The organism is Actinospongiicola halichondriae (assembly GCF_049103745.1).
Classification (GTDB): Bacteria; Actinomycetota; Acidimicrobiia; order Acidimicrobiales; family Salinilacustritrichaceae; genus Salinilacustrithrix; species Salinilacustrithrix halichondriae.
The window spans coordinates 896227-922157 of sequence record NZ_CP171622.1 but is presented as its reverse complement, the minus strand read 5'-3'; the positions used below and the strand labels follow the sequence as shown (position 1 = coordinate 922157).

At 69.3% G+C, this 25931-nt stretch carries 30 protein-coding genes; 15 read left to right on the top strand and 15 right to left on the bottom strand.

Annotation, left to right across the window (positions count from 1 at the left end; translation table 11 throughout):
• Positions 1–71: 71 nt before the first annotated feature.
• Positions 72–2270 (top strand): M14 family zinc carboxypeptidase, encoded by a 2199-nt coding sequence (locus AB8619_RS04685; RefSeq protein ID WP_436795298.1) that lies wholly within the window; start codon positions 72–74, stop codon positions 2268–2270.
• Here the strand turns inward: AB8619_RS04685 and AB8619_RS04680 are convergent.
• Positions 2267–2659 (bottom strand): hypothetical protein, encoded by a 393-nt coding sequence (locus tag AB8619_RS04680; protein ID WP_436795297.1) that lies wholly within the window; start codon positions 2657–2659, stop codon positions 2267–2269. The genes AB8619_RS04685 and AB8619_RS04680 overlap by 4 nt on opposite strands.
• Between AB8619_RS04680 and AB8619_RS04675 the strand changes: the two genes are divergently transcribed.
• Both AB8619_RS04675 and AB8619_RS04670 read left to right on the top strand, forming a co-directional pair.
• Complete coding sequence (locus AB8619_RS04675) at positions 2658–3260, top strand: GNAT family N-acetyltransferase (protein ID WP_436795296.1); 603 nt, start codon at positions 2658–2660, stop codon at positions 3258–3260. The genes AB8619_RS04680 and AB8619_RS04675 overlap by 2 nt on opposite strands.
• A 64-nt stretch (positions 3261–3324) precedes the next feature.
• Positions 3325–4587: an acyl-CoA dehydrogenase family protein gene (locus AB8619_RS04670; RefSeq protein WP_436795295.1), complete on the top strand. Its 1263-nt coding sequence runs from the start codon at positions 3325–3327 to the stop codon at positions 4585–4587.
• A 10-nt stretch (positions 4588–4597) separates the two neighbouring features.
• Here the strand turns inward: AB8619_RS04670 and AB8619_RS04665 are convergent, their stop codons facing one another.
• The gene (locus tag AB8619_RS04665; RefSeq protein WP_436795294.1) at positions 4598–5374 is read right to left on the bottom strand and encodes an SRPBCC family protein; all 777 of its coding nucleotides are present in this window, start codon (positions 5372–5374) and stop codon (positions 4598–4600) included.
• A complete protein-coding gene (locus AB8619_RS04660) occupies positions 5371–5961 on the bottom strand; it encodes a helix-turn-helix domain-containing protein (RefSeq protein WP_436795293.1) in 591 nt (196 codons plus the stop codon). Before AB8619_RS04660 ends, AB8619_RS04665 begins: the two co-directional genes overlap by 4 nt.
• A 113-nt stretch (positions 5962–6074) precedes the next feature.
• Here AB8619_RS04660 and AB8619_RS04655 point away from each other — a divergent pair, with 113 nt between their 5' ends.
• A complete protein-coding gene (locus tag AB8619_RS04655) occupies positions 6075–6569 on the top strand; it encodes an RNA polymerase sigma factor (protein ID WP_436795292.1) in 495 nt (164 codons plus the stop codon).
• On the top strand, positions 6566–7804 hold the full coding sequence (locus AB8619_RS04650; protein WP_436795291.1) for a hypothetical protein: 1239 nt from the start codon (positions 6566–6568) through the stop codon (positions 7802–7804). The genes AB8619_RS04655 and AB8619_RS04650 overlap by 4 nt, the downstream gene beginning before the upstream one ends.
• Positions 7805–7811: 7 nt before the next feature.
• On the opposite strand, the gene AB8619_RS04645 is transcribed toward AB8619_RS04650, so the two are convergent.
• Together AB8619_RS04645 and AB8619_RS04640 are read right to left on the bottom strand one after the other, a co-directional pair.
• Positions 7812–8285: a hypothetical protein gene (locus AB8619_RS04645; protein WP_436795290.1), complete on the bottom strand. Its 474-nt coding sequence runs from the start codon at positions 8283–8285 to the stop codon at positions 7812–7814.
• Positions 8282–9013, bottom strand: coding sequence for a ribonuclease HII (locus AB8619_RS04640; protein WP_436795289.1), 732 nt, complete (start codon positions 9011–9013; stop codon positions 8282–8284). Before AB8619_RS04640 ends, AB8619_RS04645 begins: the two co-directional genes overlap by 4 nt.
• Before the next feature lie 34 nt (positions 9014–9047).
• Here AB8619_RS04640 and AB8619_RS04635 point away from each other — a divergent pair, with 34 nt between their 5' ends.
• Together AB8619_RS04635 and AB8619_RS04630 are read left to right on the top strand one after the other, a co-directional pair.
• On the top strand, positions 9048–9389 hold the full coding sequence (locus tag AB8619_RS04635; protein WP_436796345.1) for a hypothetical protein: 342 nt from the start codon (positions 9048–9050) through the stop codon (positions 9387–9389).
• A 34-nt stretch (positions 9390–9423) separates the two neighbouring features.
• Positions 9424–10227 carry a polyphosphate kinase 2 family protein gene (locus AB8619_RS04630; protein ID WP_436795288.1) on the top strand — a complete coding sequence of 268 codons (804 nt, stop codon included), beginning with the start codon at positions 9424–9426 and terminating at the stop codon, positions 10225–10227.
• Here AB8619_RS04630 and AB8619_RS04625 read toward each other — a convergent pair whose 3' ends face one another.
• Genes AB8619_RS04625 through AB8619_RS04615 form a run of 3 tightly spaced genes read right to left on the bottom strand, consistent with a single transcriptional unit; the run spans position 10228 to position 13930 of the window.
• Complete coding sequence (locus AB8619_RS04625) at positions 10228–11373, bottom strand: adenylate/guanylate cyclase domain-containing protein (protein WP_436795287.1); 1146 nt, start codon at positions 11371–11373, stop codon at positions 10228–10230.
• A complete protein-coding gene (locus AB8619_RS04620; protein WP_436795286.1) occupies positions 11370–12920 on the bottom strand; it encodes a hypothetical protein in 1551 nt (516 codons plus the stop codon). Before AB8619_RS04620 ends, AB8619_RS04625 begins: the two co-directional genes overlap by 4 nt.
• Positions 12917–13930 (bottom strand): NAD(P)H-dependent glycerol-3-phosphate dehydrogenase, encoded by a 1014-nt coding sequence (locus AB8619_RS04615; protein WP_436795285.1) that lies wholly within the window; start codon positions 13928–13930, stop codon positions 12917–12919. The genes AB8619_RS04620 and AB8619_RS04615 overlap by 4 nt, the downstream gene beginning before the upstream one ends.
• Before the next feature lie 58 nt (positions 13931–13988).
• Between AB8619_RS04615 and cofC the strand changes: the two genes are divergently transcribed.
• Both cofC and AB8619_RS04605 read left to right on the top strand, forming a co-directional pair.
• Complete coding sequence (gene cofC / locus AB8619_RS04610) at positions 13989–14558, top strand: 2-phospho-L-lactate guanylyltransferase (protein WP_436795284.1); 570 nt, start codon at positions 13989–13991, stop codon at positions 14556–14558.
• The gene (locus AB8619_RS04605; RefSeq protein WP_436795283.1) at positions 14555–15349 is read left to right on the top strand and encodes a PIG-L deacetylase family protein; all 795 of its coding nucleotides are present in this window, start codon (positions 14555–14557) and stop codon (positions 15347–15349) included. The genes cofC and AB8619_RS04605 overlap by 4 nt, the downstream gene beginning before the upstream one ends.
• A 33-nt stretch (positions 15350–15382) precedes the next feature.
• Here the strand turns inward: AB8619_RS04605 and AB8619_RS04600 are convergent, their stop codons facing one another.
• The 3 genes from AB8619_RS04600 to AB8619_RS04590 are packed head-to-tail and all read right to left on the bottom strand — an operon-like array spanning position 15383 to position 17277.
• Positions 15383–15796: a cupin domain-containing protein gene (locus AB8619_RS04600; RefSeq protein WP_436795282.1), complete on the bottom strand. Its 414-nt coding sequence runs from the start codon at positions 15794–15796 to the stop codon at positions 15383–15385.
• 48 nt (positions 15797–15844) lie between these two features.
• On the bottom strand, positions 15845–16393 hold the full coding sequence (locus AB8619_RS04595; RefSeq protein WP_436795281.1) for a YqgE/AlgH family protein: 549 nt from the start codon (positions 16391–16393) through the stop codon (positions 15845–15847).
• The gene (locus AB8619_RS04590) at positions 16390–17277 is read right to left on the bottom strand and encodes an SDR family oxidoreductase (protein WP_436795280.1); all 888 of its coding nucleotides are present in this window, start codon (positions 17275–17277) and stop codon (positions 16390–16392) included. Before AB8619_RS04590 ends, AB8619_RS04595 begins: the two co-directional genes overlap by 4 nt.
• A 46-nt stretch (positions 17278–17323) precedes the next feature.
• Between AB8619_RS04590 and AB8619_RS04585 the strand changes: the two genes are divergently transcribed.
• On the top strand, positions 17324–17539 hold the full coding sequence (locus AB8619_RS04585; RefSeq protein WP_436795279.1) for a hypothetical protein: 216 nt from the start codon (positions 17324–17326) through the stop codon (positions 17537–17539).
• Here the strand turns inward: AB8619_RS04585 and AB8619_RS04580 are convergent, their stop codons facing one another.
• A complete protein-coding gene (locus AB8619_RS04580; protein ID WP_436795278.1) occupies positions 17540–17959 on the bottom strand; it encodes an HIT family protein in 420 nt (139 codons plus the stop codon).
• A gap of 173 nt (positions 17960–18132) precedes the next feature.
• Here AB8619_RS04580 and AB8619_RS04575 point away from each other — a divergent pair, with 173 nt between their 5' ends.
• From AB8619_RS04575 to AB8619_RS04560, 4 genes are all read left to right on the top strand, one after another.
• Entirely contained in the window at positions 18133–19521 is a 1389-nt protein-coding gene (locus AB8619_RS04575; protein WP_436795277.1) for a PhoH family protein, read from the top strand.
• Positions 19522–19595: 74 nt separating this feature from the next.
• On the top strand, positions 19596–19850 hold the full coding sequence (locus AB8619_RS04570; RefSeq protein ID WP_436795276.1) for a WhiB family transcriptional regulator: 255 nt from the start codon (positions 19596–19598) through the stop codon (positions 19848–19850).
• A 56-nt stretch (positions 19851–19906) separates the two neighbouring features.
• Positions 19907–20647 carry an LmeA family phospholipid-binding protein gene (locus tag AB8619_RS04565; RefSeq protein WP_436795275.1) on the top strand — a complete coding sequence of 247 codons (741 nt, stop codon included), beginning with the start codon at positions 19907–19909 and terminating at the stop codon, positions 20645–20647.
• An 88-nt stretch (positions 20648–20735) separates the two neighbouring features.
• Positions 20736–21356, top strand: coding sequence for a ribonuclease H-like domain-containing protein (locus AB8619_RS04560; RefSeq protein WP_436795274.1), 621 nt, complete (start codon positions 20736–20738; stop codon positions 21354–21356).
• Between the two features lies 1 nt (position 21357).
• Here AB8619_RS04560 and AB8619_RS04555 read toward each other — a convergent pair whose 3' ends face one another.
• A complete protein-coding gene (locus AB8619_RS04555) occupies positions 21358–22365 on the bottom strand; it encodes a hypothetical protein (RefSeq protein WP_436795273.1) in 1008 nt (335 codons plus the stop codon).
• Between the two features lie 48 nt (positions 22366–22413).
• On the opposite strand from AB8619_RS04555, the gene xylB reads away from it, so the two are divergent.
• Positions 22414–23853 carry a xylulokinase gene (gene xylB, locus AB8619_RS04550; RefSeq protein ID WP_436795272.1) on the top strand — a complete coding sequence of 480 codons (1440 nt, stop codon included), beginning with the start codon at positions 22414–22416 and terminating at the stop codon, positions 23851–23853.
• Between the two features lie 4 nt (positions 23854–23857).
• On the opposite strand, the gene AB8619_RS04545 is transcribed toward xylB, so the two are convergent.
• Together AB8619_RS04545 and AB8619_RS04540 are read right to left on the bottom strand one after the other, a co-directional pair.
• On the bottom strand, positions 23858–25405 hold the full coding sequence (locus AB8619_RS04545; RefSeq protein WP_436795271.1) for a class I adenylate-forming enzyme family protein: 1548 nt from the start codon (positions 25403–25405) through the stop codon (positions 23858–23860).
• 55 nt (positions 25406–25460) lie between these two features.
• Positions 25461–25919: a hypothetical protein gene (locus AB8619_RS04540; RefSeq protein WP_436795270.1), complete on the bottom strand. Its 459-nt coding sequence runs from the start codon at positions 25917–25919 to the stop codon at positions 25461–25463.
• Positions 25920–25931 lie beyond the last annotated feature (12 nt).

Genomic DNA, 25931 nt, shown 5'->3' with positions numbered 1-25931 from the left:
CCGTACCGACAGGAACCCCACGCTTCGGCGGAGAACAAGACGGCACACTGTCCACTACGAGGGGTCGTCTCGTGCTCTCACGTCGTTCCACCCACCGAGCGGTCGTCGCCGCCGGTGCCGCTGCCGCCTTCTGTCTGGCTCTGCTCCCGCAGGCCGATGCCGACGGCCTGTTGGGGCTCGGTGATCCGACCGAGCTCGACACCTTCGCCCCGCAGTTGGTCACGGTCACCGCCGACCTCGCGCAACGAAACGTCATCGCCGACAGCGGCCTCGACGTCACCGAGCACGTCGGGCAGGACTACGTCGAGGTCGTGGTGCATTCCCCCGCCGACCTCGACCTCCTCGAGTCGCTCGGGTTGCCGTTCCACGTGCGCATCGACGACCTCGACCGCCGTGAAGCCGAGGTCCAGGAGATCAACCGCTCGTACGCGGCCACCGTCGCCACCTCGGGGCTCCCGTCGGGACGCACCGCCTACCGGACGCTCGAGGACTACAACGCCGAGATGCAGGCGCTCGCCGCCGAGCACCCCGGCCTCGTCGATCTGATCGAACTCCCCCACAAGAGCATCGAGGGCAAGACGATCCTCGGGCTCGAGATCGCCACGGACGTCACGTCCACGAACGACGAACGGCCGACCTTCCTGCTCATGGGCGTCCACCACGCCCGCGAATGGCCCTCGGGCGAACACACGATGGAGTTCGCTCACGACCTGGTCAACGGCGTCGCTGCCGGCGACGAGCGGATCACCGGTCTCCTCGACCAGGGTCGGGTCGTCGTCATCCCCGTCGTCAACGTCGACGGCTTCGAGAAGTCCGTCACCGACGGCATGGCCCTCGATCTGCGGGAACTCAACGCGATCGACCCGCTCGAAGGCACGACCTCGGTGCTGGCGACGCCGAACAACGCCTACAAGCGCAAGAACTGCCGCATCCACGACGGCGTCGACGGCGTGCCCCTGTTGTGCTCCCTCGCCCCGTCGCCCGGTGGCTACGGCATCGGTGTCGACCTCAACCGCAACTACGGCGCGTTCTTCGGCGGCCCCGGCGCCGACGCCGAGCCGGTCTCGCCGATCTACCACGGCCCCTCCGGCTTCTCGGAGCCCGAGACCCAGAACGTGCGCGAGCTCGTCAGCCAGCGCCACGTGACCATGCTCATCAGCAACCACACGTTCTCGAACCTGATCCTGCGCCCCAACGGCGTGAACCCCCAGACCATCGGCCCCGACGGACTCCCCATCGGCGACGCTCCCGACGAGGCGGCGTTGAAGGCGCTCGGCGCCGACATGGCCGCCCAGAACGGGTACGCCAACATCCACGGCTGGGAGCTCTACGACACGACCGGCACCACCGAGGACTGGTCGTACAACGCGACCGGCGGCTTCGGCTACACGTTCGAGATCGGCGCCAACGAGTTCCATCCGCCGTTCCCCGAGGTCGTCGACGAGTACCTCGGGGCCGGGGAGCACGCAGGGCGGGGCAACCGCGAGGCGTACCTCATCGCCCTCGAGGCTGCGGTCGACCCGGCCACGCACTCGATCGTCGCCGGAACCGCCACACCGGGCGCCACCCTGCGGCTGTCCCGTACGGGTTCGACCCCCACGTGGAGCGGGTCGTTCACCGACTCCGTCGACACCGTGCTGACCGTCCCCGCCGACGGCACGTTCGAGTGGCACACCAACCCCTCGACCCGTCCGCTCGCCAAGGGCAAGCAGTACAAGGTCCTGTCGGAGACGCCGAAGTTCGGTGAGACCTTCACCGGCATGGTGCCCGCGCCCAACGAGTCGATCGACATCGCGTGGAGCCCGACCGAGTCGGCCGACCTCGCGTCGATCGACCTCGACTGGGCTCTGCCCGACGACCTCGACCTCGAGGTCTACCGGGTCGAGAACGGCCAGGAGACCCAGGTCGCCAGCTCGGGCAACTCGCCGGGCGAGAAGGAGTCGACGCTCCTCAGCCCGGTCACCCCTGGTGACTACGTGTTCCGGATCATCAACTTCGCCGCCGTGCCCGGGCAGGAGTTCACGCTCGACGTCGCCGCATTCGACGGCTCGGTCGAGACCACGACGGGGCTCATCGAGGTCTGGACGCTCACGTGCGAGATCGACGGCGTCGCCGTCGAGCAGGTCCCGGTCATCGTCGACCGCGGTCAGCGCACCACCGTCGACCTCGACGTCTGCGGCCCGGACGAGTCGACGGGAGGCCCGAGTGGCCCCGGCGACAAGCCCGGCAAGGGCAAGGGCCGAGGGAGCAACAAGCCCAAGAAGGGTTAGATCGTCGCCGGCTCGGACCGTGGGGTGGATGCGTTCGCCTCACGGTCCGCCCACAGCGCGAGGCACGTCGACACGACGGCCAGCACGGTGTGGACGATCTTGAAGGCCGCACCGTGGTCGGCGAGTCCGATCTGCACGGCTCGTATGGCCCACACGCCGACGGTCCACACGGCGAAGGCACGCACCCAGCCAGCAGCGTCGGCACGACGCCGCCACAGCACCACGGTGCCGATCGCGAACACGGTGAACACGCCTGCGAGCGCTGTCCGCCAGATCTGACCGTTGGTCGACAGCGCCTCGTCGGTCCAGATGTTGCGGATCCGGGTGGTCCAGACGAGCACGGTCCACACGGCGAGGAGCAACGCGGGGCGGAGCGACTTCGTCGGCATGGAACGCGACGCTACCGATGCCGGCGCTGATCCAAAATCCGGTCGGCGGCACGGTGTGCTCTGGTGCACGATCGTGCGCATGGCCGACGTGACCGGACTTCGACTGCGCCCGCTCCGACTCGACGACGAGGCCGTGTGTGTCGCCGCGCACGCGGAGTTGGCCGTCGACCGGTTTCCGTTCCTCCTCGACCACCGACCGAGCGAACCGTGGGCCGAGTTCGTCTCGCGCCTCGATCGGCATCGACGAGGCATCGACCTGCCGCCCGACCGCGTCCCCGCCGCCCTTCTCCTCGCCGAGGTGGACAAGACGGTGGTCGGCCGGGCGTCGGTCCGCTTCGAACTCAACGAGTACTTGGCCGCGTACGCCGGGCACGTCGGCTACGGGGTGCTGGCGGCGCACCGTGGTCGCGGCCACGCCACCGAGATCCTGCGTCAGAGTCTGATCATCGCCCGGTCCGAAGGCGTGGGCCGGGTGCTCGTCACCTGCGATCACGACAACGACGCCTCGGCAGCGGTGATCGAACGGAACGGCGGCGTGTTCGAGTCCTGTGTCGACGACCCCACCGACGGCATCGCCAAGCGACGGTTCTGGATCGACTGAGACGTCGCCCGTCTAAACTTGACCGACCAGTCAAGTTCTCCGACGACATACCAGGGGCACCACCGTGAGCGACATCTCCCTCGACGACTTCGAAGCCGAGGTCACCACCTTCCTCGATGCCAACGCGACCAAGCGCGAGGCGACCGAGGACCGCACGTTCGTGTGGGGCGAAGGCTCCGATTCGGTCGCAATGTTCGAGGAGGTCGACCCCGACGAGGAACAGCGCCAGTTGGCGAAGGCGAAGGAGTGGCGGGCCAAGCGCTTCGATGCCGGGCTCGGCTACATCACCGGGCCGGAGGCATACGGCGGCCGCGAGTTGACCCAGGCCCACGAGCGCCTCTACGGCCAACTCGAGGCGAGGTACGAGACGCCCAACATGGGCTTCTTCGGCATCGGACTCGGCATGGTCGCCCCCACGATCCTCGCCCACGGCACCGAGACCACCAAAGACGCCTACCTGCGCAAGATGTGGCGCGGCGACATCGTCGGCGCCCAGTTGTTCTCCGAGCCCGGCGCCGGTTCCGACCTCGCCGGACTCCAGACACGTGCGGTGCGCGACGGCGACGAGTGGTTGGTCTCCGGCCAGAAGGTGTGGACGTCGGGCGCGCAGTACTGCGACATCGGCGAGGTCATCTGCCGTACCGACCCCGACATGCCCAAGCACAAGGGCCTCACCGGCTTCGTCGTCGATCTGCACGCCCCGGGCGTCGAGGTCCGACCGCTGCGCCAGATGACCGGCGGGGCCAGCTTCAACGAGGTCTTCTTCACCGACGTCCGCGTCCCCGACGACCACCGACTCGGCGACGTGAACGACGGGTGGCGGGTCGCCCTCACCACGCTCATGAACGAGCGAGCCTCCATCGGTTCGGGCAGCGGCGGCATGGGCGCCGGCGTGTCGTCCATCGCCCGGTTGTCGGGCATGCTCCAGCACTTCGACAAGGCCGACGACCCGGTCCTGCGTGACGAGTTGATCCGGATCTGGATCAACTTCCAGGTCGCCAAGTACACCGGCCAGCGGGGCATGGACAAGGTCAAGGCCGGCCAACTCCCCGGCCCCGAGATGTCGATCGGCAAGCTCGCCCTGACCCAGAACCTGACCGACCTCAGTCAGTTCGTGACCGATGTCCTCGGCCCACGCATCACTGCCGACAACGGCGAGTGGGGCACGTTCGCGTGGAACGAGTTCGTCACCGGCACGCCGGGAATGCGCATCGCCGGTGGATCCGACGAGGTCATGCGCAACATCGTGGGCGAGCGCGTCCTCGGCCTCCCGAAGGACCAGGGCATCGACACCACCAGCCCGTTCAAGGACCTCGCCAGCAACTGACGACCCAGCCTCAGGTGGCGACCGGAGGATCGGCGCTGGACGGGGCAAGTCGGTCGGCGAGCCAGCGCCTCCAGGCCTCGCCGTCGGGGCCCTCGGGGGCGTAGCGATACAGATAGAGGCTCGTGGCCACCAGGTCACCGTCACCCTCGACCGACAGGAACGCCGTGCCGACCCCACCGTCGAGCAGGAGGAGCGCGGCCGTCGCCGCGCCACTGGTCAGCATCGACTCGACCACGCCGGAGAGCCCCGGCGTGTCGTCGCCGGTGGTCACGTGGTCGCCGACCGCCAGCTCCGGATCGACACCGAGCGCTGCACAGGCTGACCGCCACGCCGCGGCGTTCGGTCCCGGCACCATCACCGACGGAGTGGAGGTCGTCGAGCGGCGACCACGGAAGTGCGTGAGGTGGATGCGCAGGTGCTCCAGGAAGATCCGCCATCCGCCCGACATGCCGTCGTACTCGCCGTCCCAGTCGGCGCCGTCGCCGAAGCCCGAGTTCACCAGTCGGACGACGCACGTGCCGCCGTCGCGGGCTTCGACCAGCCACTCGTAGGCAAGCGCACGCTCACCGGAGCCCTCGAACACCACTCGGTGCGGCGGTTCCCATGCAGCGACCGTTGCGGTCTCCGAGCCATGGTCCCCGAAGTCCATCACCACCTCGCCGCCGGCGCGCTCCTCGACCGACATGGGGATGAACCACGACGTGACCCCCGGGCCGGTTGCGATGGTCTGCCACACCTCGTCGACGGTCCCCGGGACCTCGACCTCGAGTTCGATCTCACGGCTCATGTGTGCTCCTCGGGACGCGGATGGGAGAAGGCGACGAATCGATGCCAGCGCCCGTTCGGGACCGACTCGTCGTGATAGCGGGTGGCCAACTCGCGGACCGCCGCAGCCAGATCTTCGGTGAACGCCGCCCGATCGGCGGCCGATCGGAAGCAGATGTCGGTGTCGACCGACAGCGTGGACAGGCGCTTCCCGGCAGCATCGGCACCGCGGAGCAACGCCCCCACCTCCTGGATCGCTCGACCGGCGAGCGCGAGCAGGTACGAGGCGGACAGGTGGTCACCGACCCGAGCAGGATCGGCACCGGCCGCTCCCACGGTCGCCGGAGACACGACGTAGGACTTCGCGCTGGCCGCGTAGAGCCGCTCGGTCAGGCCGCCATGCTTCCGCTGACCGACCTCGACCACCAGGCCGTGCTCGGCCAGCACGCGCAGGTGGTACGTCACCTTCTGCCGGGCGACGTCCACGGCCTTGGCCAGTGCAGCAGCCGACGAAGCCTCGACGGCGAGGAGCGCGAGCAGGCGGGCCCGCATCGGATCGACCGCTGCGGCTGTCGCCCCGGGTTCCTCGAGGACGGCGACGTCGAGCATGGCTCAATCCTCGCGCTTGACAAGAATATTTGTCAACACCGAGCGACGCACGGGAACCAGATGCATGGGATCCGACGTCTCATGCGTCTTGGTAGGTGATGGAGGGGCGCGCGGTGGAGCAGATCGAGAACCGGAGTCGGCGGAGCGCTCCTCTGGTGTCTGTCCCCGGCGGTGGTGACTTCACGAGCCTCTACGAGCGCGAGTATGTGGCAGCAGTCCGACTCGCGTACCTCCTCTGCAGCAACCAGGAGACCGCTCGCGACATCGCCCAGGACGCCTTCGTGGGACTCCATCGCAAGTGGAACGACGTCGACGATCCACGGGCGTACCTACGGCGGTCCATCGTCAACGGCAGCAACTCCTGGCTGCGACGTCGACGCACACGCGATCGGACCGCACTGCCCGTACCCGACGACGTCGTCCAGGACGCCGACGAACTCAGCGACGTGCTCGGTGGGCTCCCCCATCGCCAACGCGCCGCCGTCATCCTGCGATTCCACCATCAGTGCACACACGACGAGATCGCCGTCGCCCTGGGCTGCCGCCCGGGAACCGTCGGCAGTCTGTTGAGCCGAGCCCTCACCCGGCTCCGGAAGGAACTGTCATGAGCGATCACGGAGATCTCGAGACCCAGCTCACCGACCTGCTGGACACCAACGCGAGCACCGTGCACGCGGCACCCGACACGACCGATCTGCTGGAGCGTGTCCGAAGGCGGGCCCGGCGACGCCAGCAGTTGCTCGGTGGCGCGCTGGCCGTGGCCCTCGCCACCGGACCGCTGGTGGGCTACCGCATCGGTGATGCGATCGGCCACGACGAGCAGGCGTCCGTCGCGTCCGAAGGCGATCCCGCATCCGACGTGGCTGCGACACCGATCACCGACCAGGACATGGCCAGCGGCCCCGCGACCACGGTGGTCGGCGACGGCGCCGGGGGCTTCTCCGCCGATCGGGCGATGTCCTCGTACGGTCATGGCTACGGCGTCCCGATGGAACCGGTCGGCGTCGTCACGGTCGGCGACATGACCATCCGCCTGTTCCGGGTCGACCACGGCACCCCGGACGACGGCAACCCCACCTGGGATCCGCCGGCAGGGTGCTACTCGACCGGACTCGTCATCGGCGAGGCATCAACCGGCGCGATGGTCGCGACGCTCGCCGGCGACACCTTCGGACTGACCCCGACCGAGGGCGTGGTGCAGCCGGTCGGCGTCGGCGAGGGCGATCCCCACTGGCTGGCCGTGGGTACGACCGACGCGACCGCCGTGACCGTTCGTTTCGCCGACGGCCAGTCGGTGGATGCCGCCGTCGTGGACGGGGTCTTCGCCGCCGCGGCCCCGGCTCCCGGCGTCGGTGATGACCCACTCGTCGGGGACACGACCGCCACCGTCATCGCCGGCGGCGCCGAGACCCCGATCCGTTCGTGGTCGGGACCTGTCGACGAGGAGTTCTACCGCCAGTGCGAGCCGCCGCCACCAGCGCTGCCGCCGGCGGGTGAACAACCGGCGGATCCCGACGCGGCCCGGACCCAGATCGTCGAGGCCTACCAACGCGGCTACCAGGGCGGCGAGGGGCAGGTCGACGCGTTCGCGGATCCGGCGGCGATCGCTCCGGTGCTCGAACAACTCGACACCAGCGAGACCTTCGACCAGTACCGGGGACAGATCGAAGCCGTCGTCGGCGAGATCGTCTTCGACTCCCCCACCCACGCGTTCCTCTTCTACGACCTCGAGCCGATCCTGTCCGGGAGGATCGGCGAAGCCGTCCTCACCGACCGTGGGTGGAAGGTCGCCAACGCCACGATCTGCGCCGACGTGTCGATGGCCGGCGTCCGCTGCGGCTGAGCGACCGCTACGGGCGGAGTCGGGAGATCTCGGCCACCACCGCCGGCGGCGCGGGGACCGCGAGCGCGACCGGGTCGTCGTCATCGGTCGCACGCGTTCGATGCGCGACCCGCGAGCCGGCGAAGGCGACGAGGAAGACGCCGACGGCGAGGGCGGCCACGATCAAGAGGACCACGCCGCCGCCGAGCGCGCCGCCCACCGCCAGCAGCAACAGCGCGCAGAACAGGCCGACCCACGGCAGCGCCGATGTCTGCTTCGTCGGCGGGAGAGAACTGTTCGCTCGCCCGCCGTGGAATCGACCCTGCACATTGGCCTCGAACGCGATCTGCGACACACGGTCGACCACGTCGTCAGCAGCGGCTGGGACCGCCACGAGGTCGGCCTCGAGTACCTCCCAGTCGGATGCAGGGAGACGCAGACGTGACAGGTCGTCGAGCAGGCGGGAGAGCTCGACGGCTCGTCGTTCCGGCGAGGCGCTCATGTGAACAGGGTTCCTTGGTTCTCGTCAGGCCGCAGATGCCGGGGCACGGATCGAACCGCTCCCGGCCACGGCAGATGCTCCATGAACACCCAGCTGCGGCGGTGGATGGCGGAGGGCCCCACGCCGGCGAGCGCCGTCTTGTGACGCGGACACGGGTATCCCTTGTTGGTCTCGAAGCTGTACCAGGGGTGCTCGTCGGCGACGGCACGCATCATGCGGTCGCGCGTGACCTTGGCCACGATCGATGCTGCGGCGATCGACAAGCAGGTGGCATCGCCCTTGACGATCAACTCCACCGCGCCGGGATCCACGTCGTCGCCGCTGACGAAGTCCCAGTTGCCGTCGAGCAGCACGCGGTCGGGCCGCACCCCCAACGCCGCGATCGCTCGCCGGGCTGCGAGCTTCTGCGCCGCCGACATGCCGAGTTCGTCGCACTCCTCGTGGCTGGCGTGACCAACGGCGAACACGTCGCTCCACTCGACGATGCGTCCGAACATCCGCTCGCGCTCGGTCTCGGTCAGCAGCTTCGAGTCGCGCACCTTGGTGAGCCGCTTGTCCTTGGGGATCACCACTGCCCCGAGGGTCAGCGGACCGGCCCATGCTCCCCGACCGACTTCGTCGATCCCGACGACCACGTCGTGCCCGGCCTCCCAGAGCGTCCGTTCGTTGCGGGTCCCCGGGGCCTTGCGCCGCAGGCTGGGTCGCAGCGTGGTTCCGGACGAGGACATCAGCGGCGACGCTATCGTCAGCGCGATGAAGTGGATGGATGTGCTCGACAGCGTCGACTCGGTGCTCTCGGTCCGATCCACCGACTCGCGACTCAGCGCTCTCTCGGCGCGCAGCCTGCTGTCGGTCGGCTCCGCCGGAAGCATCCTCTCGTTCGGGTCCGCCGGGAGCATCCTCTCCGTCGGTTCCGCCGGGAGCATCCTCTCCGTCGGTTCCGCCGGGAGCATCCTCTCGGTCGGTTCGGTCGGCAGCCTCCTCTCGCGCTGGTCGTTCTTCTCGATCGGCGGCCGCGGCGATCACTTCGTCCGCGCCACCAGCGAGCGCGCCGCCAAGGGGCTCGCCACGGTGGCGACCATCACCGCAGCCGCCACTCGCTGAGCGACCCCTCGCCGGAGGTCCTAGGTTCGGCGCCGTGAACCCCCACCGCATCGCACCCGGCACGAGCGTCGACCTCTCGACGATCGACACCCGGGCCACGCCGACGTTCGACGGAGACAAGGAAGCCTCTGCAGGGGTCTTCGCAGAGCGCCAGCATCGCCTCGCCGAACTGCAGGACGTGCTCTACGCCCAGGGGAAGCACCGGCTGCTGGTCGTCCTCCAGGCCATGGACACCGGCGGGAAGGACGGCACGATCCGGCACGTGTTCCACCACGTCGACCCGATCGGCGTCCGCATGCGCAGCTTCAAGAAACCGTCCGAGGTCGAACTCGCCCACGACTACCTCTGGCGGGTCCATCCGCACGTGCCGGGTGACGGCGAGCTGGTCGTGTTCAATCGCAGCCACTACGAAGACGTGCTCGTCGTCCGGGTCCACGGGTGGGTCGACGACGACCTCGCCCACAAGCGGTTCCGACACATCCGCGAGTTCGAGCAGATGTTGACCGACGAGGGAACCACGATCGTCAAGATCTTCCTCCACATCAGCAAGGACGAGCAGGCCGAACGCCTCCAGGCACGGCTCGACGAGCCCAACAAGAACTGGAAGTTCTCGACCGGCGACCTCGAGGAGCGCAAGCTCTGGGACGACTACCAGCGCGTCTACGCCGAGGCCATCGGCGAGACGTCGACCGCCGATGCTCCCTGGTACGTCGTCCCCGCCGACCGGAAGTGGTACCGCAACCTCGTCGTGTCGCAGATCCTCATCGACACGATGGAGAGCCTCGACCTCCGCTATCCCGACCCGGAGGACGACCTGGAGGACGTCGTCATCGAGTAGTCACTCGTCGACGTCGTCACCACCGGGCAGCAGCCCCACGGTCATCTCTGCGACCCGCGCGCGACGACGCTCGCGGCGCTGGCGGCGATGTTGGTCCTCCTCGCCGGCTTCGCGGAGCACGTGCAGACGGACGAGCCCGATGTGCTTGAGCCGGCGGGGCAGCATCGACTTGAACGAGAACGCCGGGTGCTCGTCCAACAGCTCGTACATCGCCTCGTCGACCAGCACCGAGCCGGGGTACGCGATCGACGTCATCCGACTGGCGAGGTTCACCGGTGGTCCGAAGAGATCGCCCTCGCGGTCGATGACGGTGCCGTAGGCGACGCCGACCCGCACGTCGGAGAGATCGTCGGCATCGTGATACGACTCGGCCAGGTCGAGCGCGCACTGGGCGGCGTCCGCAGGATCGTCGACGGTGAACATGACCTCGTCACCGATCATCTTCACGACCCGGCCGCCGTGTTGCGCCACGGTCGCATAGGCCACCGACTCGAAACGGTCGACGACCGCAGCGAGCGCCCCACTGTCGAGCTGTTGCGACAAGGCCGTGAACCCGACGAGGTCGGCGAAGCCCACTGCTTGGACCGGCGCCTCCGGACCCATGGGTGCGCTGAGCCGCGCCCGAGCCGCCGCCTGGAGGTGGCGACGCCACACCTGCTCGAGCACTTGACCGAAGCGATCACCGAACCAGACCAGCGCGGTGTCCGCGTCGAAGTCGCTGGCGCGGCCGCGTGACAACACGAGCTCCGCCTGGAGCGAAGCGATCCGGGCCATCGATGCGCCCAGCATCCTCGTGAGCTGGATGATGATCTCCGGATCCGCGAAGTTCGACTCGACCAGGTCGGCCACGGCGCGCAGGTGCTCGAGGTCGGTCCCGTTGAAGATGCGCTCGCCCGGGCGGGGCGTCGCGAATCCCAGCGCCGTCCACAGCGTGGCGATGCGCTCACCGCTGATGCCCGTCTCGTCTGCGACATCGTCGATGTCGTAGCGCTGATCGGTGAGGATCATGGTCTCGACCGCGAGGAGCGGAAGCGTCCCGGCTGCGACGGCGCGGTCGATCTCGCTCTCGTCCACGCCGGCCAGGGCGAGGAGCGCGGCCATGTCCGTCTCGTCCACCGCCGGAGACTCGCCGGACGGTTCGGTCATCCGAACGAATCACCCTGCTCGGGGCCGGGAACCGTCGCCATGTCGGCCGGCGGCTCCGGCGCCTCGAGGAGTGCGTCGCCGCGCTCGTCGGTGGTCCGCCACGCTGGGTCCAAGCCCGCACAGGTGATCGTCACGGCCGCGGACGGATCGTGGCGCTCCAACTCCCACAGCAACGCCGGCCGTTCTCCGTGCCAACGAACGGCGAACGAGAGCGTGCCGACGCGAGTCGGGGCGTCGTGCACCTCGATTCCCTGGCCGAACCAGCGGCGAGGCACCGAGGACAACAACGCCAGCCCCTCGTCGGTCTCACGAACCAACGCCGCCCGGACCAACGATGCGAATCGAGCAGACGACGATCGCCCGTCGTCCTCCTCGCCGGCTCCCCATGTCCAGGTCGCGCTGGCATCGGACAGCATCGTGTCGACGTGCGCCAGTGCGTCGTCCGGGAGCGAGACACCGTCGTCGAGCGACGCCGGCGAGGCCAGACGATCGGCATGGTCGGCGGCAGCATCCTCGCCCGCAGCTCGCAGGAGCCTCGGTGCGCCACGGAGCCCGGCGAGCGACCACGGATCACCGCCGCCGCGACGCGCCACCAACTCGGCTGCACCCGCGATGGCCGGCGACAGGTGCCGGAGCAGGTCGTCGTTGCGGGTCAGGTCCCAGTGGTGGGCCAGGACCCACAGCGCCGCCGCGTTGCCCTCGGCGTCGCGAGCGAACAGCGAGCCGTGCTTGGGCTGATCGTCGGCGAACGGGAGGAACGCCTCGCCCACCTCGCGATGGAACCCGAACCGATCGAGTGCAGCCAGCCGGAACGCCACGGCGGTGAAGTCGACGTCGACCGCCGAGTGGCGCAGGAGCAGATAGCGGCGCGTGGCATCGACGGCCGACTGCAGTCGCTCGTCCGGGAGCACCAGTCGCATCCCGCGGTCGGTCTGGCTCCGCCAACCGCTCACGACCTGTTCATGGGTCGGCACTGCCGCGGGGAACACCTGCGCCGGGGCAGTTCGGCTCCGCCGGAAGAGGCCGGGACGACGGGGCGGCAGGGACAGTGGGACCGCCACCCGGATCGTCGCGCTGTGCGGCAACGGGAACGTGCAGGTGACCCGTCCGGGGTCGTCGGCCGTCACCTCGTTCGGCGGCCGCGGCAGGAGCAGCGCCGCGTTCTCGTCGACGAGCACGGTCGAGTCGTCGGCTGCGACGACGGCGCCGCCGGACCGGACCCCGAAGGAGATCGCCACCGGCACGGCTGAGTCGTTCTCGACCTCGATGATGGCCAGGTCGCCACCGCCGTCCGCCGCCGTGGCCACCATGGCGTAGGAGCGGTGGATGATGTCGCCACCGGGGACACGCATGCGGGTCTCGACCACTGGAGCATCGCCGAGGAGCACCTGGCGGACGTTGGCGCTCTCGGTCGGATCGTGCCACCGGTCCTCGGCACCGACCGACCAGTCGACTGACCAGGAGGCGTGGCCCGGCCGGACCACGCCTGCGCTGTCGACCAACGCGTCGAGACGCGATCCCAGGTTGCCGATCGTGGTGCCGCTCATGGTCGCTCGAGTCCGTGCATCTCGGCGCGATTCTCACGGCCGAGCAGGCCCGAGTACGCGTCGAGCGCCGTCGCGCCCTCATGGCACACCGCGACCACCTGGTCGGTGATCGGCGTCTGCACGCCGAGTTCGCGGCCCTTGGCCTGCACGATCCGGCAACTCTTGACGCCCTCGGCGACCTGGTTCATGTCGGCGATGACCTCGTCGATCGACATGCCTTCTCCCAACTTCTGGCCCACCGTTCGGTTCCGGGACTGCGGGGAGATGCACGTGGCGATCAGGTCACCCATGCCGGCGAGGCCGGCGAAGGTCAGCGGGTCACCGCCGAGCGCCACGCCCAACCGGGTGATCTCGTTGAGTCCACGGGTGATGACGGCAGCGCGGGTGTTGTCGCCGGCGCCGAGACCGTCGGCCATCCCGGAGGCGATGGCGATGACGTTCTTCAACGCGCCACCGAGTTCGCAACCGACGAGATCGTCGTTGGTGTAGACGCGGAACAGGTTGGAGTGGAACACGTCCTGGAGCGACTCGGCCACGGCATGGTCGTGCATGGCCACCACCGAGGCTGCTGCGGCACCGGCGAGGATCTCCTTGGCCAGGTTCGGACCGGTGAGCACGCCGACGGGGTGACCGGGCATCTCGTCGTGGATGACCTGCGTCATCCGCATCCCGGTGTCGATCTCGAAGCCCTTCGTGAGGCTCACCACGGGGATCCAGGGACGCACCGACGATCGAGCGGCCCGCAGGGTCTGGCGGAATGCGCTGGACGGCACGCCCATCACGAGCAGGTCGGCACGGTCGAGTGCCTCGGCCATGTCCGTCGTCGCGGTGAGCGACTCATGCAGGTCGTAGCCCTCGAGGTACTTCTTGTTCTGGTGATCGGCGTTGATCTCCGACGCCGTGTCCTCCGAACGACACCACAACACCGTCGGGGCGTTGTGGGCGCACAGGTGGGCAACGGTGGTACCCCAAGATCCGCCTCCGAGGACGGCCACTCTGATCGACGACATGGGGCGCACCCTAGTGAGGTGCCCGCAGACCCGAACATGGTTCGTACACTGCGGGCCGATGTCGGAACCCGTGGCGAGCGTCGTGATCCCGGTCAAGGACTTCACGCGTGCGAAGTTGCGCCTCGCTCCCGAGCTCGATCCCTCCGAGCGCGAGGCCCTCGCACGGCGCATGGCCTCGATCGTCGTCGGAGCCGCCGCGCCGTTGCCCGTGGTGATCGTGTGCGACAGCGAACCGGTCCGCGACTGGGCCACCAGTGAGGGCGCTCGCGTGATCTGGACGCCGGGACTCGGACTCAACGGTGCGGTGCAGGCCGGCGTCGACCAACTCGCCGACGAGGGCTGCGCAACCGCGATCGTGGCGCACTCCGACCTGCCGCTCGCGCGTGAGCTCGCGTTCGTCGCGGCCACCCCGGGCGTCACCCTCGTGCCCGACCGACGCCACGACGGCACCAACGTCCTCGCCGTCCCCACCGACATCGGGTTCCGATTCGCCTACGGCGCCGGCTCGTTCACCGCCCACCGGGCCGAGGCCACCCGCCTCGGACAACAGATCCGCATCGTCAACGACGCTCGACTCAGTTGGGACGTCGACCTGCCCACCGACCTCGTACTCCCCGCCTGCCCATGAGCGCCTCCGACCTGCCCGTTCCCGACCTGCCCGTACCCGGCCCCAGCAGCGGCGCCACCGTCGGCCGTGACCTCCCCGTCCCTGCCCGCGCCCTCGCCATCGGGGCCCACCCCGACGACGTGGAGTTCGGTTGCGGCGGCACGCTGGCCAAGTGGGCCGCCGCCGGCTGCGTCATCAACCATCTCGTGTGCACCGATGGCTCGAAGGGCACGTGGGACCCCGACGTCGACCCGGCGGCGTTGGTCGCCACACGCCAGACCGAACAGCGTGACGCTGCCGCCGCCCTGGGCTCGACCGGCGAGGTGGTCTTCCTCGGGTGGCCGGACGGCGAACTCGACTCGTCGCTCCGCCAGCGCTGGCAGGTCTCGTACTGGATCCGCAAGCTCCGACCGAATGTCGTCCTCGGCCACGACCCGTGGAAGCGCTACCGCCTCCACCCGGATCATCGTCACGCCGGCCTGTTGGCCGTCGAGGGCATCGTGTCGGCACGCGACCCGCTGTTCTTCCCCGAACAGGAACTCCCGCACCATCGCCCGGACGCGCTGCTGCTGTGGGAAGCCGACGAAGCGGACCACGTCGAGGACGTGACCGACCATGTCGAAGCCAAGCTCACGGCGCTGCGGGCGCACACCTCGCAGTTCCGCTCGACCATGGGCGTCGACCCGGACGACCCACGCGCCGAGGCCCAGTGGGGCGTCTTCGCCGACCGCATCCACGATCGTCTGACCGAATGGGGTCAGCTCGGCGGTTGTGCCCGCGGCGAGGGCTTCAAACTCATCGACCGCCTCTGACCGACCAGTCGGGGGAAGCCGACGGCACGAGCCTCAGTGGTCGTGTTCGTCGGCGTCGGCGTCGGCCTTGGTCTCGTGGATCGTCCCGTCGGGATGTTCGGGCGGGCTGTAGATCGAGTACAGCTTCAGCGGCTCGGTCCCGGTGTTCAGGACGTTGTGCCACGTCCCGCCAGGGATGATCACCGCCCAGTCGTCGGACACTTCGTGCGTCTCGTCGACCTGGTCCTGCGACGATCCGAGCGTGACCGTGGCCGTGCCGGCCTCGATGCGGATGAACTGATCGAGGTGGTCGTGCATCTCGAGGCCGACCTCGCCGCCGGGCGGGATGGTCATCACCGTCAACTGCAGCTTGCCGCCGGTGAAGAGCACCTCGCGGAAGTGTGGGTTGTCGAGTGTCGCCTTCTCGATGTCGCCGATGAAGCCGATCGATGAGTCGTTCGCTGCCATGCGGGAGACCGTATCTCCCCTCGAGCACGGCTTTCCCGCGTCGACGCCTCAGTTGACCGACGGGTCCTCGGGGAACGGGGCGAAGCGGCGCAGGGGCCCTTCCTGACGGGCCAGCACGCGACGCCACAACTCGTCGGCGGTCTCGGCGAACACGTCGTCGGCCTCGGCTTCGAGGACGAACCAACCATCCATCGCCATCTCGGCCTCGAGTTGACCCGCGCTCCATCCCGAGTAGCCGGCGAAGACCCGGAGGCCGGTCACACCGGCAGGAGCGTCGAGTGGGTCGCCGTTGAGATCGAGCACGCCGACACCGTCGCTCAGCGGGGTCCACAACGGCGACGCCGTGCCGTCCTCACACCGGCCGAGGCAGATCGCGGCGTCGGGCGAGACCGGTCCGCCGGTGAACACCGTCTTGGGATCGCTCACGTACGGCGACCACGTCGGCACCACCGAGTGCACCGGCGTCTCGGTCGGCCGGTTGAGCACCACACCCAAGGCCCCCTCGTCCGAGTGTTCGATGAGGTACACGACGGTGCGATGGAAGTTGGGGTCGGCGAGCGTCGGTTCGGCCACCAACAGCCGACCCCGGAGGCTCACGAGTCGGGGGTGATGTCGAGGCCGAACGCCGTCCGGAACCGTTCGAAGTACTCGTCGTCGCTGGCTGCCCGCCCCAGTGCGACCCAGTCGGCGTCGCTCACGCCCACCCGACCGTCGCCCAGCTCCTCGCCCCCGTAGGCGCAGACGTAACGCAGCCGATCGGAAGGGTCGTCGATCGACTCGGCGATGACCGCCGCCACCACGTCGGCTCCGACCCCGGCCTCGATCCCGGCCAGGTACATGGCGAACATCCGCCGGTAGGCGTCGGCGTAGTCCGAGTCCTCGTTGAGGTCGGTGTGCTTGGCCAGCAGCGCCGTGCGGGTGACGCCGGGCTCGACCATGCGGACTCGGATGTCCCACGGTGCCAACTCCTGGGCGAGGTTCTCGCTGAGGCACTCGACCGCCCACTTGGACGATGCGTACACGGCCTGCGCCAGCGCGGCGATCCGTCCGGCGACCGACGAGACGTTCACGATCGTTCCCGAACGACGCTCGCGCATCGTCGGGAGCACCGCCTGCGTGCAGCGGATGACGCCGAAGTAGTTGACGTCGAAGACCGCCTTGGCCTCGTCGATGTCGACCTCCTCGACCACGGCGTTCATGCCGACGCCGGCGTTGTTGACCAACACGTCGACGTGACCTTCGGCGTCGAGGATCTGCCTCATGCCCTCGGCCACGGACTCGTCGTTGCTCACGTCGAGGGCGACGGTGTGCACGGTCGCTCCCGCCTGTGCTGCCTTCGCGAGCAGCTTGTCGCCCTTGCCCAGGTCGCGCATCGTTCCGTACACGGTGTGCCCGGCCGCGGCGAGGTGGACGGCAGCAGCACGACCGATCCCCGAGTTGGCTCCGGTGACGACGACGACCTTCGGCGATGCAGGACTCATGGCCGGAGTCTGACATCCGGGTGCGATCCGTGACATCGTCAAGCCCGTGCTCGAGGACGGGAACTATGACGCGTTGGCGTTCGACGCCGAGACCGAGGGTGACGAGATCACCGTCGAACTCACGATCCTGAGCGGCGATCACAAGGGCGCGGTCGTGTCGTTGCGCACCACCGACTGGCACGGCGACGAGACCGACCTGCTCGGGATCCCGGCCACGATCACCGTGGCCGACGGTGTGCCTTCGGTCGTCTTCGAGCCCTGATCACGGTCCGGGCTGGACCACGGCTCGGATCTGCGCCGCCACCGACGCCGCGTGAGCGTCGTCGTCGTAGGTCGTCCGCGGCCAGAAGAAGCCCCGCAGGCCGTCGCGTTTCGTCCGCGGGACGACGTGGACATGGAGGTGGGGCACGCTCTGGCTGACGGTGTTGTTCATCGCGACGAAGCTCCCCTGCGAACCCATCGCCTCGGGCATCGCCGCCGACAGGAGGCGGGCTCGCTCGAACAGCGGACCGACCGACTCGACCGGGAGGTCGGCCAGCGTCTCGACGTGAGAGCGCGGGACGAGGAGCACGTGACCGGGGAACAGCGGACGAGTGTCGAGGAAGCCCACGGCGACGTCGTCGTCGAACACCACGTGCGCCGGCTGTCGGCCGGCCACGATCTCGCAGAAGACGCAGGACATGAACGCATGCTGACGCGCGGGCGGGAGCATCCGCGCACCATCACCGCGCGAGGACCATCATCGGTGACAGTGCTCGATCGTGTTCTGGTACGACAGGGATCTACACCGACGTGTGGATCTGCCTCGCCGTACCCCCGAGCGCCCTGGCCCGACCTGACGGAGGCGGAATGACCATGGACCCCATCCTCGTATCCGACGCGCCCACACGGACGCCGGAAGCGGCTCGACGCACGCAGGTCGTGCTCGACACGTCGGCCCTCGTGGCCGACTCGGAGGGGGTGTTCGATGCCTATCCCGACGACGACCTCATCATCCCGTTGACGGTGATCGAGGAGCTCGACGGCCTGAAGAAGCGCCTCGACTCGGTGGGGGCATCGGCGCGCGACGTCCTGCGACGCATCGAGAAGGTCCGCGTCGACGCCGGTGGCGACCTCGAGGCCCGACAGCCGCTGCCGTGCGGCGCGACGCTCCGGGTCGCGCTCAACGGCGTGCAGACCTCGCTGTTGCGGGAGCACGGACTCGATCCGGACAAGCCCGACAACCGCATCATCGGCACGGCGCTGGGCCAGCGTCTCGACGAGGGCCCCCACGTGCGCCTGGTGTCGAACGACACCGGCATGCGGGTCAAGGCCGCGACCTTCGGGCTCGATGCCGTCGAACACGACCCGCTCGACGTCCGCCACTGGGGCGACGACGACCTCGGCTGGCGGGAGTTCGACGTCGATCCGAACGTGGTCGACGCGCTCTATGCCGGCACGCCGGAACCGGAGGGATCCGCCGAGGTCGTGTCCGGGCTGCGGGTCAACGAGTTCGGGGTCCTCCACGCCGGCAGCCAGTCGGCGCTCGTGCGGCGCCACGCCTGGGGGCTCGGGCTCCTTCCCGCCGACCACCATGCGTGGGACCTGCGCCCGCGCAACAAGGAACAGCGGTTCGCCCTCGACCTGTTGCTCGACGACGACATCAAGGTCGTCGCTCTCGACGGTCCGGCGGGCACCGGCAAGACCCTCACCGCGGTCGCCGCCGCGCTCCAGCAGGTGGTCGAGGAACGGCGCTACTCCCGCATCTGCGTCTACCGACCGGTGGTGCCGGTCGGCAAGGCCGAGGTCGGCTATCTCCCCGGCACGCTCGACGAGAAGCTCGACCCGTGGATGGCCGCCATCACCGATGCCGTCTACACGCTGACCGGCACCGACCACGGCGGCGACCGCAGCCGCGAGAGCGCCACCGAGGTGCTCGAACAGATCCGGGCTCGAGGCCAGCTCACCATGGAGTCGGTCACCCACCTCCGTGGCCGGACACTGCACTCGAGCTTCGTGATCATCGACGAGTCGATGAACCTGTCCCCCCAGGTCGGCAAGACGATCCTCACCCGGATCGCCGCCGACTCGAAGGTCGTGTTCACCGGCGACACGAGCCAGATCGACGCGGCGTTCCTCTCCGAACAGACCAACGCCCTGACCGCACTGGTGACGGCGTTCGCCGGACAGGACTGTTTCGGCCACGTCCGACTGCTCCGGGGCGAGCGATCGCCGTTGGCGGAATTGGCCGCACGGCTGCTCTGACCCGGTATCGTGACTTCCGACGCGTGGTACAGCCCACTCCGCGTCGACCCGAAGTCGCCGAAGCTGGAGTGGGCATGGAATCGCAGTACGCATGTGTTGGTTATGGGTCGTTGTTCTTCGCGCCCGTCGCGGAACGACCGCAGGCACGAGTCAGGCGGGAAGGCAAGGCACGGCAGTTGTGCCTGCGGTGTGACTCCCGTATCCACTGCCGAGACGTCGCTCGAGCGAACCGGGAGTTCGGCTTCTGGGGCGGCGAGAACGAGGAGGAGCGGACGCTGGCAGGCTTCGCCGTCCCGAACCCGATCGGCGCCCGGCGTCGGGCGAGCTGAGTCGATCCCGCCAGCCATCCGACCCGACGGTGGCGGCGCTTCGTAGCATCACCACGTTGAGCGACGCGCACCCCGACCTCCCCGAGCCTCATCAACCCGACGCCGACGACGGACGACCGCGCATCCCCACACCGGAGGAGGCGGCCGACTACCACCCGGCGCAGGACCTGTTCGTCGCGTTCCTCGACACCGTGTCCGAGGCGACACTCGGGCGACCACTGCGCCCGCGGCTCAAGATCACGCCCGCGGGCCTGCTCCGCGGGGAGATCGACCTGGTCAAGGTCGAACTCCCGGCGTACGCGATCGCAGGACTGGTGATCGACCGCTTCATCATCCGCGCCGAGCACGTCCGCATCATCCCCGGTCTGCCGCCTCTGCTCACGGCCGGTCCCGTCGGTCTGCGAGCCGTGGTGTCCCAGGCGAACATCGATCGCTGGACCAAGGACCGAGGACTCCCGATCCGCCTCCGCCTGACCTCGGACGGGGTGCTCACGACCACCGGCATCCGAGGCATCAAGGTGAGCGAGGTGCTGACGGTCCCGGACATCAGCGGCGGGTTCCTCCGGCTCCGTCCGCAACGGGCATCGCTCCTCGGTGTTCCTGCGCCGATGGTCCGGTTCCTGCGCGGGTACCTCCCACTCCCGCCGCTGCCCCGGCACGCCGTCCTCGAGTCGGTCGAGCCCGCCGACGGCGAGCTGACGCTGACCCTGCGGATCGACGAGTTCAGCCAGTCGCTGACCCCGGACGTCACCAAGCGCCTCCGGCAACTGTTGCGTCTCCCCCTCCCCGGCCTGTGAGTCGGCCCGCCGCTCGCCGGTGGGTCCACCCCTGAGGGCAGCGGGATCCCTACGCTTTGTGCACGGGCAGATGACCAGGGGGCGACACGTGCGACGGACGCCGATCTACGGACTCGACATCGAAACCGACACCACGGTCGACGGGCTCGACCCTGCCGTGTCGAGCATCGTCGCGGTGGCCCTGTCGACCCAGGTGGACGAACTCTTCGAGGGCCCCGAGGACGAGATCCTGTGGGCGCTCGACCAGCGCCTGCAAGAGCTGCCTCCCGGGGTGATCGCGACGTGGAACGGGTCGGCGTTCGACCTCCCGTTCATCGCCGACCGCTCGGCGCTGTGGCAGCTCCCCATGGGTCTCGCCATCACCGCCGATCCGCGCATCCGTCACCGGCACGACCCGCTGCCCGGCCACGACCACTGCTACCGGGCCACCTGGTACGACCACTCGCACCTCGACGCCTATCGCCTCTACCGCGACGACGTCGGTCCGGCGCTGCGGATCTCGTGCTCGCTGAAGTCGATCGCCCGCTTCGTCGGACTCGCTCCCGTCGAGGTCGACCGCACCCGGATCCACGACCTGTCGCGGGAGGCGTTGCACGCCTACGCCTCGTCCGATGCCCGTCTCGCGCGGATCCTCGCCGAGCGCCGCTGGAACACCGCGTCGCGCCGGATCGACAATCCCGGCGGCACCCGACTCCGCGCCGTCGGCTGACCTACCCCGGTATCGACGCCGGCAACTCCGCCCGGCGCTCGGGCGACAGGCTCTGCCAGTCGTAGATCGACCCGCCGATCGACGCCGTGTCCTCGATCGCGTGTCGTAGCCCGTCGAGGTCCTCGGTCGTGGTCTCGTCCCCGATGCCGCCGATGATGTGGACCCGGGCGTCGTCGCGGCCGAGGTTGGCCCGCATCCGGCGCGTCGACTCCTCGGCGTACCGGTAGGCATCGCGGTAACCCGACGCCTCGGTGCGGACCGTCCAGTACGCCATCGGCATCCAGACGTCGTAGTAGCGGTCGAGGTCCCGCCACGGGAAGCGGGGCCAGTAGGCGGTGTTCACGACCTCCAACTGGACGGCAGGGGGCACGATGGCGCCGAGCGCGTCGTCCGGCCGGGCCTTGCGGAGTTCCTGGGACAGGTGGACCAGGCGACCCGAGCGGTCCTCGGCGTCGGGCACGGCCTCGATGTACTCGATGTCGACGGCGACCCCGTCGAAGCGATGACCCCGCACCGCGAAGTCGGCGATGGCGACCAGACGCTCGACATCTGCGTCGACGTCGTCGAAGAGCGGGAGGTACCAGCCGACGACGTCGATGTCCCGGGCGTGGGCTCGGAGCAGGAACTCGGCGAGCAGCCCCTCGTCGAGCAGCAGCCCGGGTGCCCGGTCGTCACGTCGCGCGGCCTGCAGGTACACGGTCTCGACCCCGACCGCGGCGAAGTCGTCGACCACCGCCGGGGTCAACGGCGGCGGGCCCCCTCCCTCGCCCTGATAGCCCGGCTCGAAGTCGAACGCGTCGACCCAGATCCCGAGTCCGTCGTAGCTGTCGACCGTGCGGACCGTCGGGGCATCCGCCTCGAGCAGGCGCAGGGCGGCCTCGGACACCGATGACTGCGTCTCGCCGGCGGTCTCGAGATCGTCCACCGCATCGGCCACGAGACGCAGCCCGACACCGACGAAGAACACCCCGACACAGGCGATCCAGTATCGACGGGGCAGCCGCTGCATCGGTGGCGAACCTACCGGTCGACCCGCCCCGATGGTTGACTACCCGCCATGTCATTGGTGCTCGGAGTGGACTCGTCGACGCAGTCGACCAAGGTGGAGGTGCGCGATGCCGACACCGGAGCCCTCGTGGCCACCGGACGATCGCCACACCCCGTGACCACGCCGCCGCGGAGCGAGCAGAGCCCGTCGACCTGGTGGACCGCGCTGATCGAGGCGATCCGGCAGACCGGCGAGCGGGAGATCGCCGCCATCTCGGTCGCCGGTCAGCAGCACGGCATGATCGTGACCGACGAGGCCGGGGCCGTCCTGCGTCCGGCCAAGCTCTGGAACGACACCGAGTCGGCGCCCGAGGCGGCGCAGCTCGTGAAGCAGTTCGGCGCCGAACGGTGGGCATCGTCGGTCGGGCTCGTCCCGCGTGCGGCGATCACGGTCACCAAGCTCGCCTGGCTGTCACGCCACGAGCGCGCGGTGTTCGACCGCATCGGCCGGATCATGCTCCCCCACGACTGGCTCACCTTCCGACTGACCGGACGGGTCGTCACCGACCGGGGCGACGCGTCGGGCACGGGTTACTGGTCGCCTACCCAGGGCCAGTGGCGTCCCGACATCCTCCGCCGCCTCGATCCATCGGTGGGCGAGGCCGGCTGGCTCGACCGGCTTCCCAAGGTGCTCGGTCCCGCAGCGCGTGCCGACTGGCTGGCTGCACCCGTCCACGAACTGGTCGGGCTGCGCGGCCGCCCCATCGTCGCGGCCGGCACCGGTGACAACATGGCGGCGGCGTTGGGCATCGGGCTCCGGCCCCGTCAGACCTGCCTCTCGCTCGGGACCAGCGGGACTGCGTTCACGGTCGCCGAGCAGCCCACCGCCGACCCCACCGGCGCGGTCGCCGGGTTCGCCGACGCCACGGGCCGTTTCCTGCCGCTGGTGTGCACCAACAACGCCACCAAGGTCACCGCGACCGTCGCCCGCCTGCTCGGCGTCGACGAGAACACCCTCGGCACCATGGCGATGTCCCAGGACGCCGGTGCCGGCGGCATGGTCCTGCTCCCCTATCTCGACGGCGAGCGGACCCCCGACCGACCGACCGCGACGGGCGAGATCCGCGGACTGCGCAGTGATGCGACCCGAGAGCAGATCGCGCGAGCCGCGTTCGAGGGAGTGATCTGTTCGCTCCTCGACGGCGTCGACGCGCTGCACGCTGCCGGAGTCCCGCTGTCGAACACGCCGATCCGGCTCGTCGGTGGCGGCGCTCGTTCGGCCGCCTATCGCCAGATCCTGGCCGACCTCTCGGAACGCCCGGTGATGACCGTCGACGGCGAAGAGCACGTGGCCAAGGGCGCCTGCGTCCAGGCGGCCGCTGCGCTGGCCGGGGTCAACCCCGACGAGGTCATCGACGCGTGGGGTCTGGGCGAGGGCACGATCACCGAGCCGAGCGGCATCGACCCCGATGCCGTGCGCGAGGCCTACGCCGCCGTCCGCGACACCTGACGTTTCAGGAGGCGCCGTACCGGTCGCGCAGTTCGAACTTGAGCACCTTGCCGGTGGGGTTGCGCGGCAAGACGTCGACGATCTCGAGTTGCTCTGGCGTCTTCTGCTTGGCCAGACCCTTCTCGACCGTCCACTCGAGGAGATCGGCGAGGGTGGGCGGCGACGCGGGGTCCGCCGGAACGACCACGGCGCAGACACGCTCACCCGTCCGGTCGTCGGGCAGACCGACGACGGCGGCGTCGGCGACACCCGGATGCGAGAACAGCAGGTCCTCGACCTCCTTGGCCGAGATGTTCTCCATGTTGCGGATGATGATGTCCTTCACCCGGCCGGTGATCATCAGGTTCCCCGCCGCGGTGAAACGTCCGAGGTCGCCGGTCTTGAAGTAGCCGTTCTCGTCGAAGGCGGCCACGTCGAGCGCGGGGTCGGTGTAGCCCCGCATGAGCATCGGCGCCTTGAGCCGGATCTCCCCCTCCTCGCCGGCCCCGGCGATCGACCCGTCGAGCTTCACGAGGCGCATGTCGACGCCCTCGACCGGCTCGCCCTCGGTGTTGGCCAGCTCCTCGTCGGCGGCGCGGACCGACGCCATGGTCACGATCGGTGCCTCGGTCATGCCGTAGCCCGACACGATGCCGACGCCACCCATCTCGTTCTTGATGTCGTGGTGGAGTTGCGGAGGCTTCGGGGCACCGCCGCCGATGTAGGCACGGGCCTCGGGGAACAGCGGCGCGGCGTCGGGGTTGGCGCGCTGGTAGGCGAGGTACGCCATGTGGAACGGCGTCCCGGCGCCGGCGAGCGTGACCCCGTACTTCGCCAGGAGTGGGGGCGTCGTCTGGGCGTCGAACGCCTCGACCACGATCATCGTGCAGCCGTAGCGCAGGGCGCTGACGACGTAGACCGCACCGGCGATGTGGGTGAACGGGAACACACAGCCGATCCGGTCCGACTCGGTGACCTCGAGTTGGTCGCACATCCCGCGGGCAGCGGCGTCGATCGTCATGTCGGTGTGCTGCGCACCCTTTGGATCCGCCGTGGTCCCCGACGTGTAGTAGTAGAAGCGGACCGGCGCATCGGCAGGATCGTCGGTGCCGACGGGTGCGGGTGGAAGCGTGGCCGGATCGCCCTGGGGAAGTGCATGGTCGGCGACGAGCACGTCGAGCCCTGGCTGCGCCGCAGCGATCGAGCGGGCCATGGCCTCGAAGTCGAAGTCACGCCACACGCCGGGGACGACCAGGAGCTTCGGCTTCACCTGTGCGGTGACGAAGCCGACCTCGCGCTCGCGGTAGATGTGCAGCATCGGGTTCTGCGAGGCACCGATCCGGGCGAGCGCGGCGACCAACACGATGGTCTCGGGCCAGGTCGGGAGTTGCCAGGAGACGACGTCGCCGGCACGGATGCCGAGATCGTGGAAGCCGGCGGCTGCCCGTTCGGCCTGCTCCTTGTAGCCCGCGAAGGTGACCTCGGTCCCCTCCTGGTCGATCAGCATCACGGCGTCGGGCGTGGCCGCGGCTCGGGCCTCGACCAGCTCCCACAGATTGCGTCCTTCGATCATTGCTGCGCTCTCCCCCTGCAGGAATCCGTCGCGGTTTCTGACACCGCGTCAGATACTAGATGGGCTCGAGCGAGTTCAGGACGTCCTCGACCAGCTCGGCCTCGGTGTGGTCGAGGACCATCGCCGTCACACGGATGAGCGTGAGCAGCCCGAGCCAGAGCCCGAACATGGCGTTCTCGACCCCGACGCGGGTGACCAGCGCCTCGACCGAGGGACGGATGCCGCCGGCGGTCGCCGCGGCCATCGTCATGGTGTCGGTGAGCAACTCGATGCGCTCCTCGGGAACGGCGCCGTCGAGGGCCAGTCGGCTCAGCAGGTCGGGTGCCACGAGGGCCTGTTCGGTCTCGAGCACCATGCGTCGCAGCACCACGGCACCGGCATCGAGCAGCGCGTCGCCGACGCCGATGGCGGTGTGGTCCATGATCGCCGCCTGGATGACTCTGGCTGCGTTCTCACCGTCGGCCTCGATGGCCTGCAGCTCGAGCGCTTCGCGGATCTGGTCGTGGAGCTCCATGCGCACGACGTT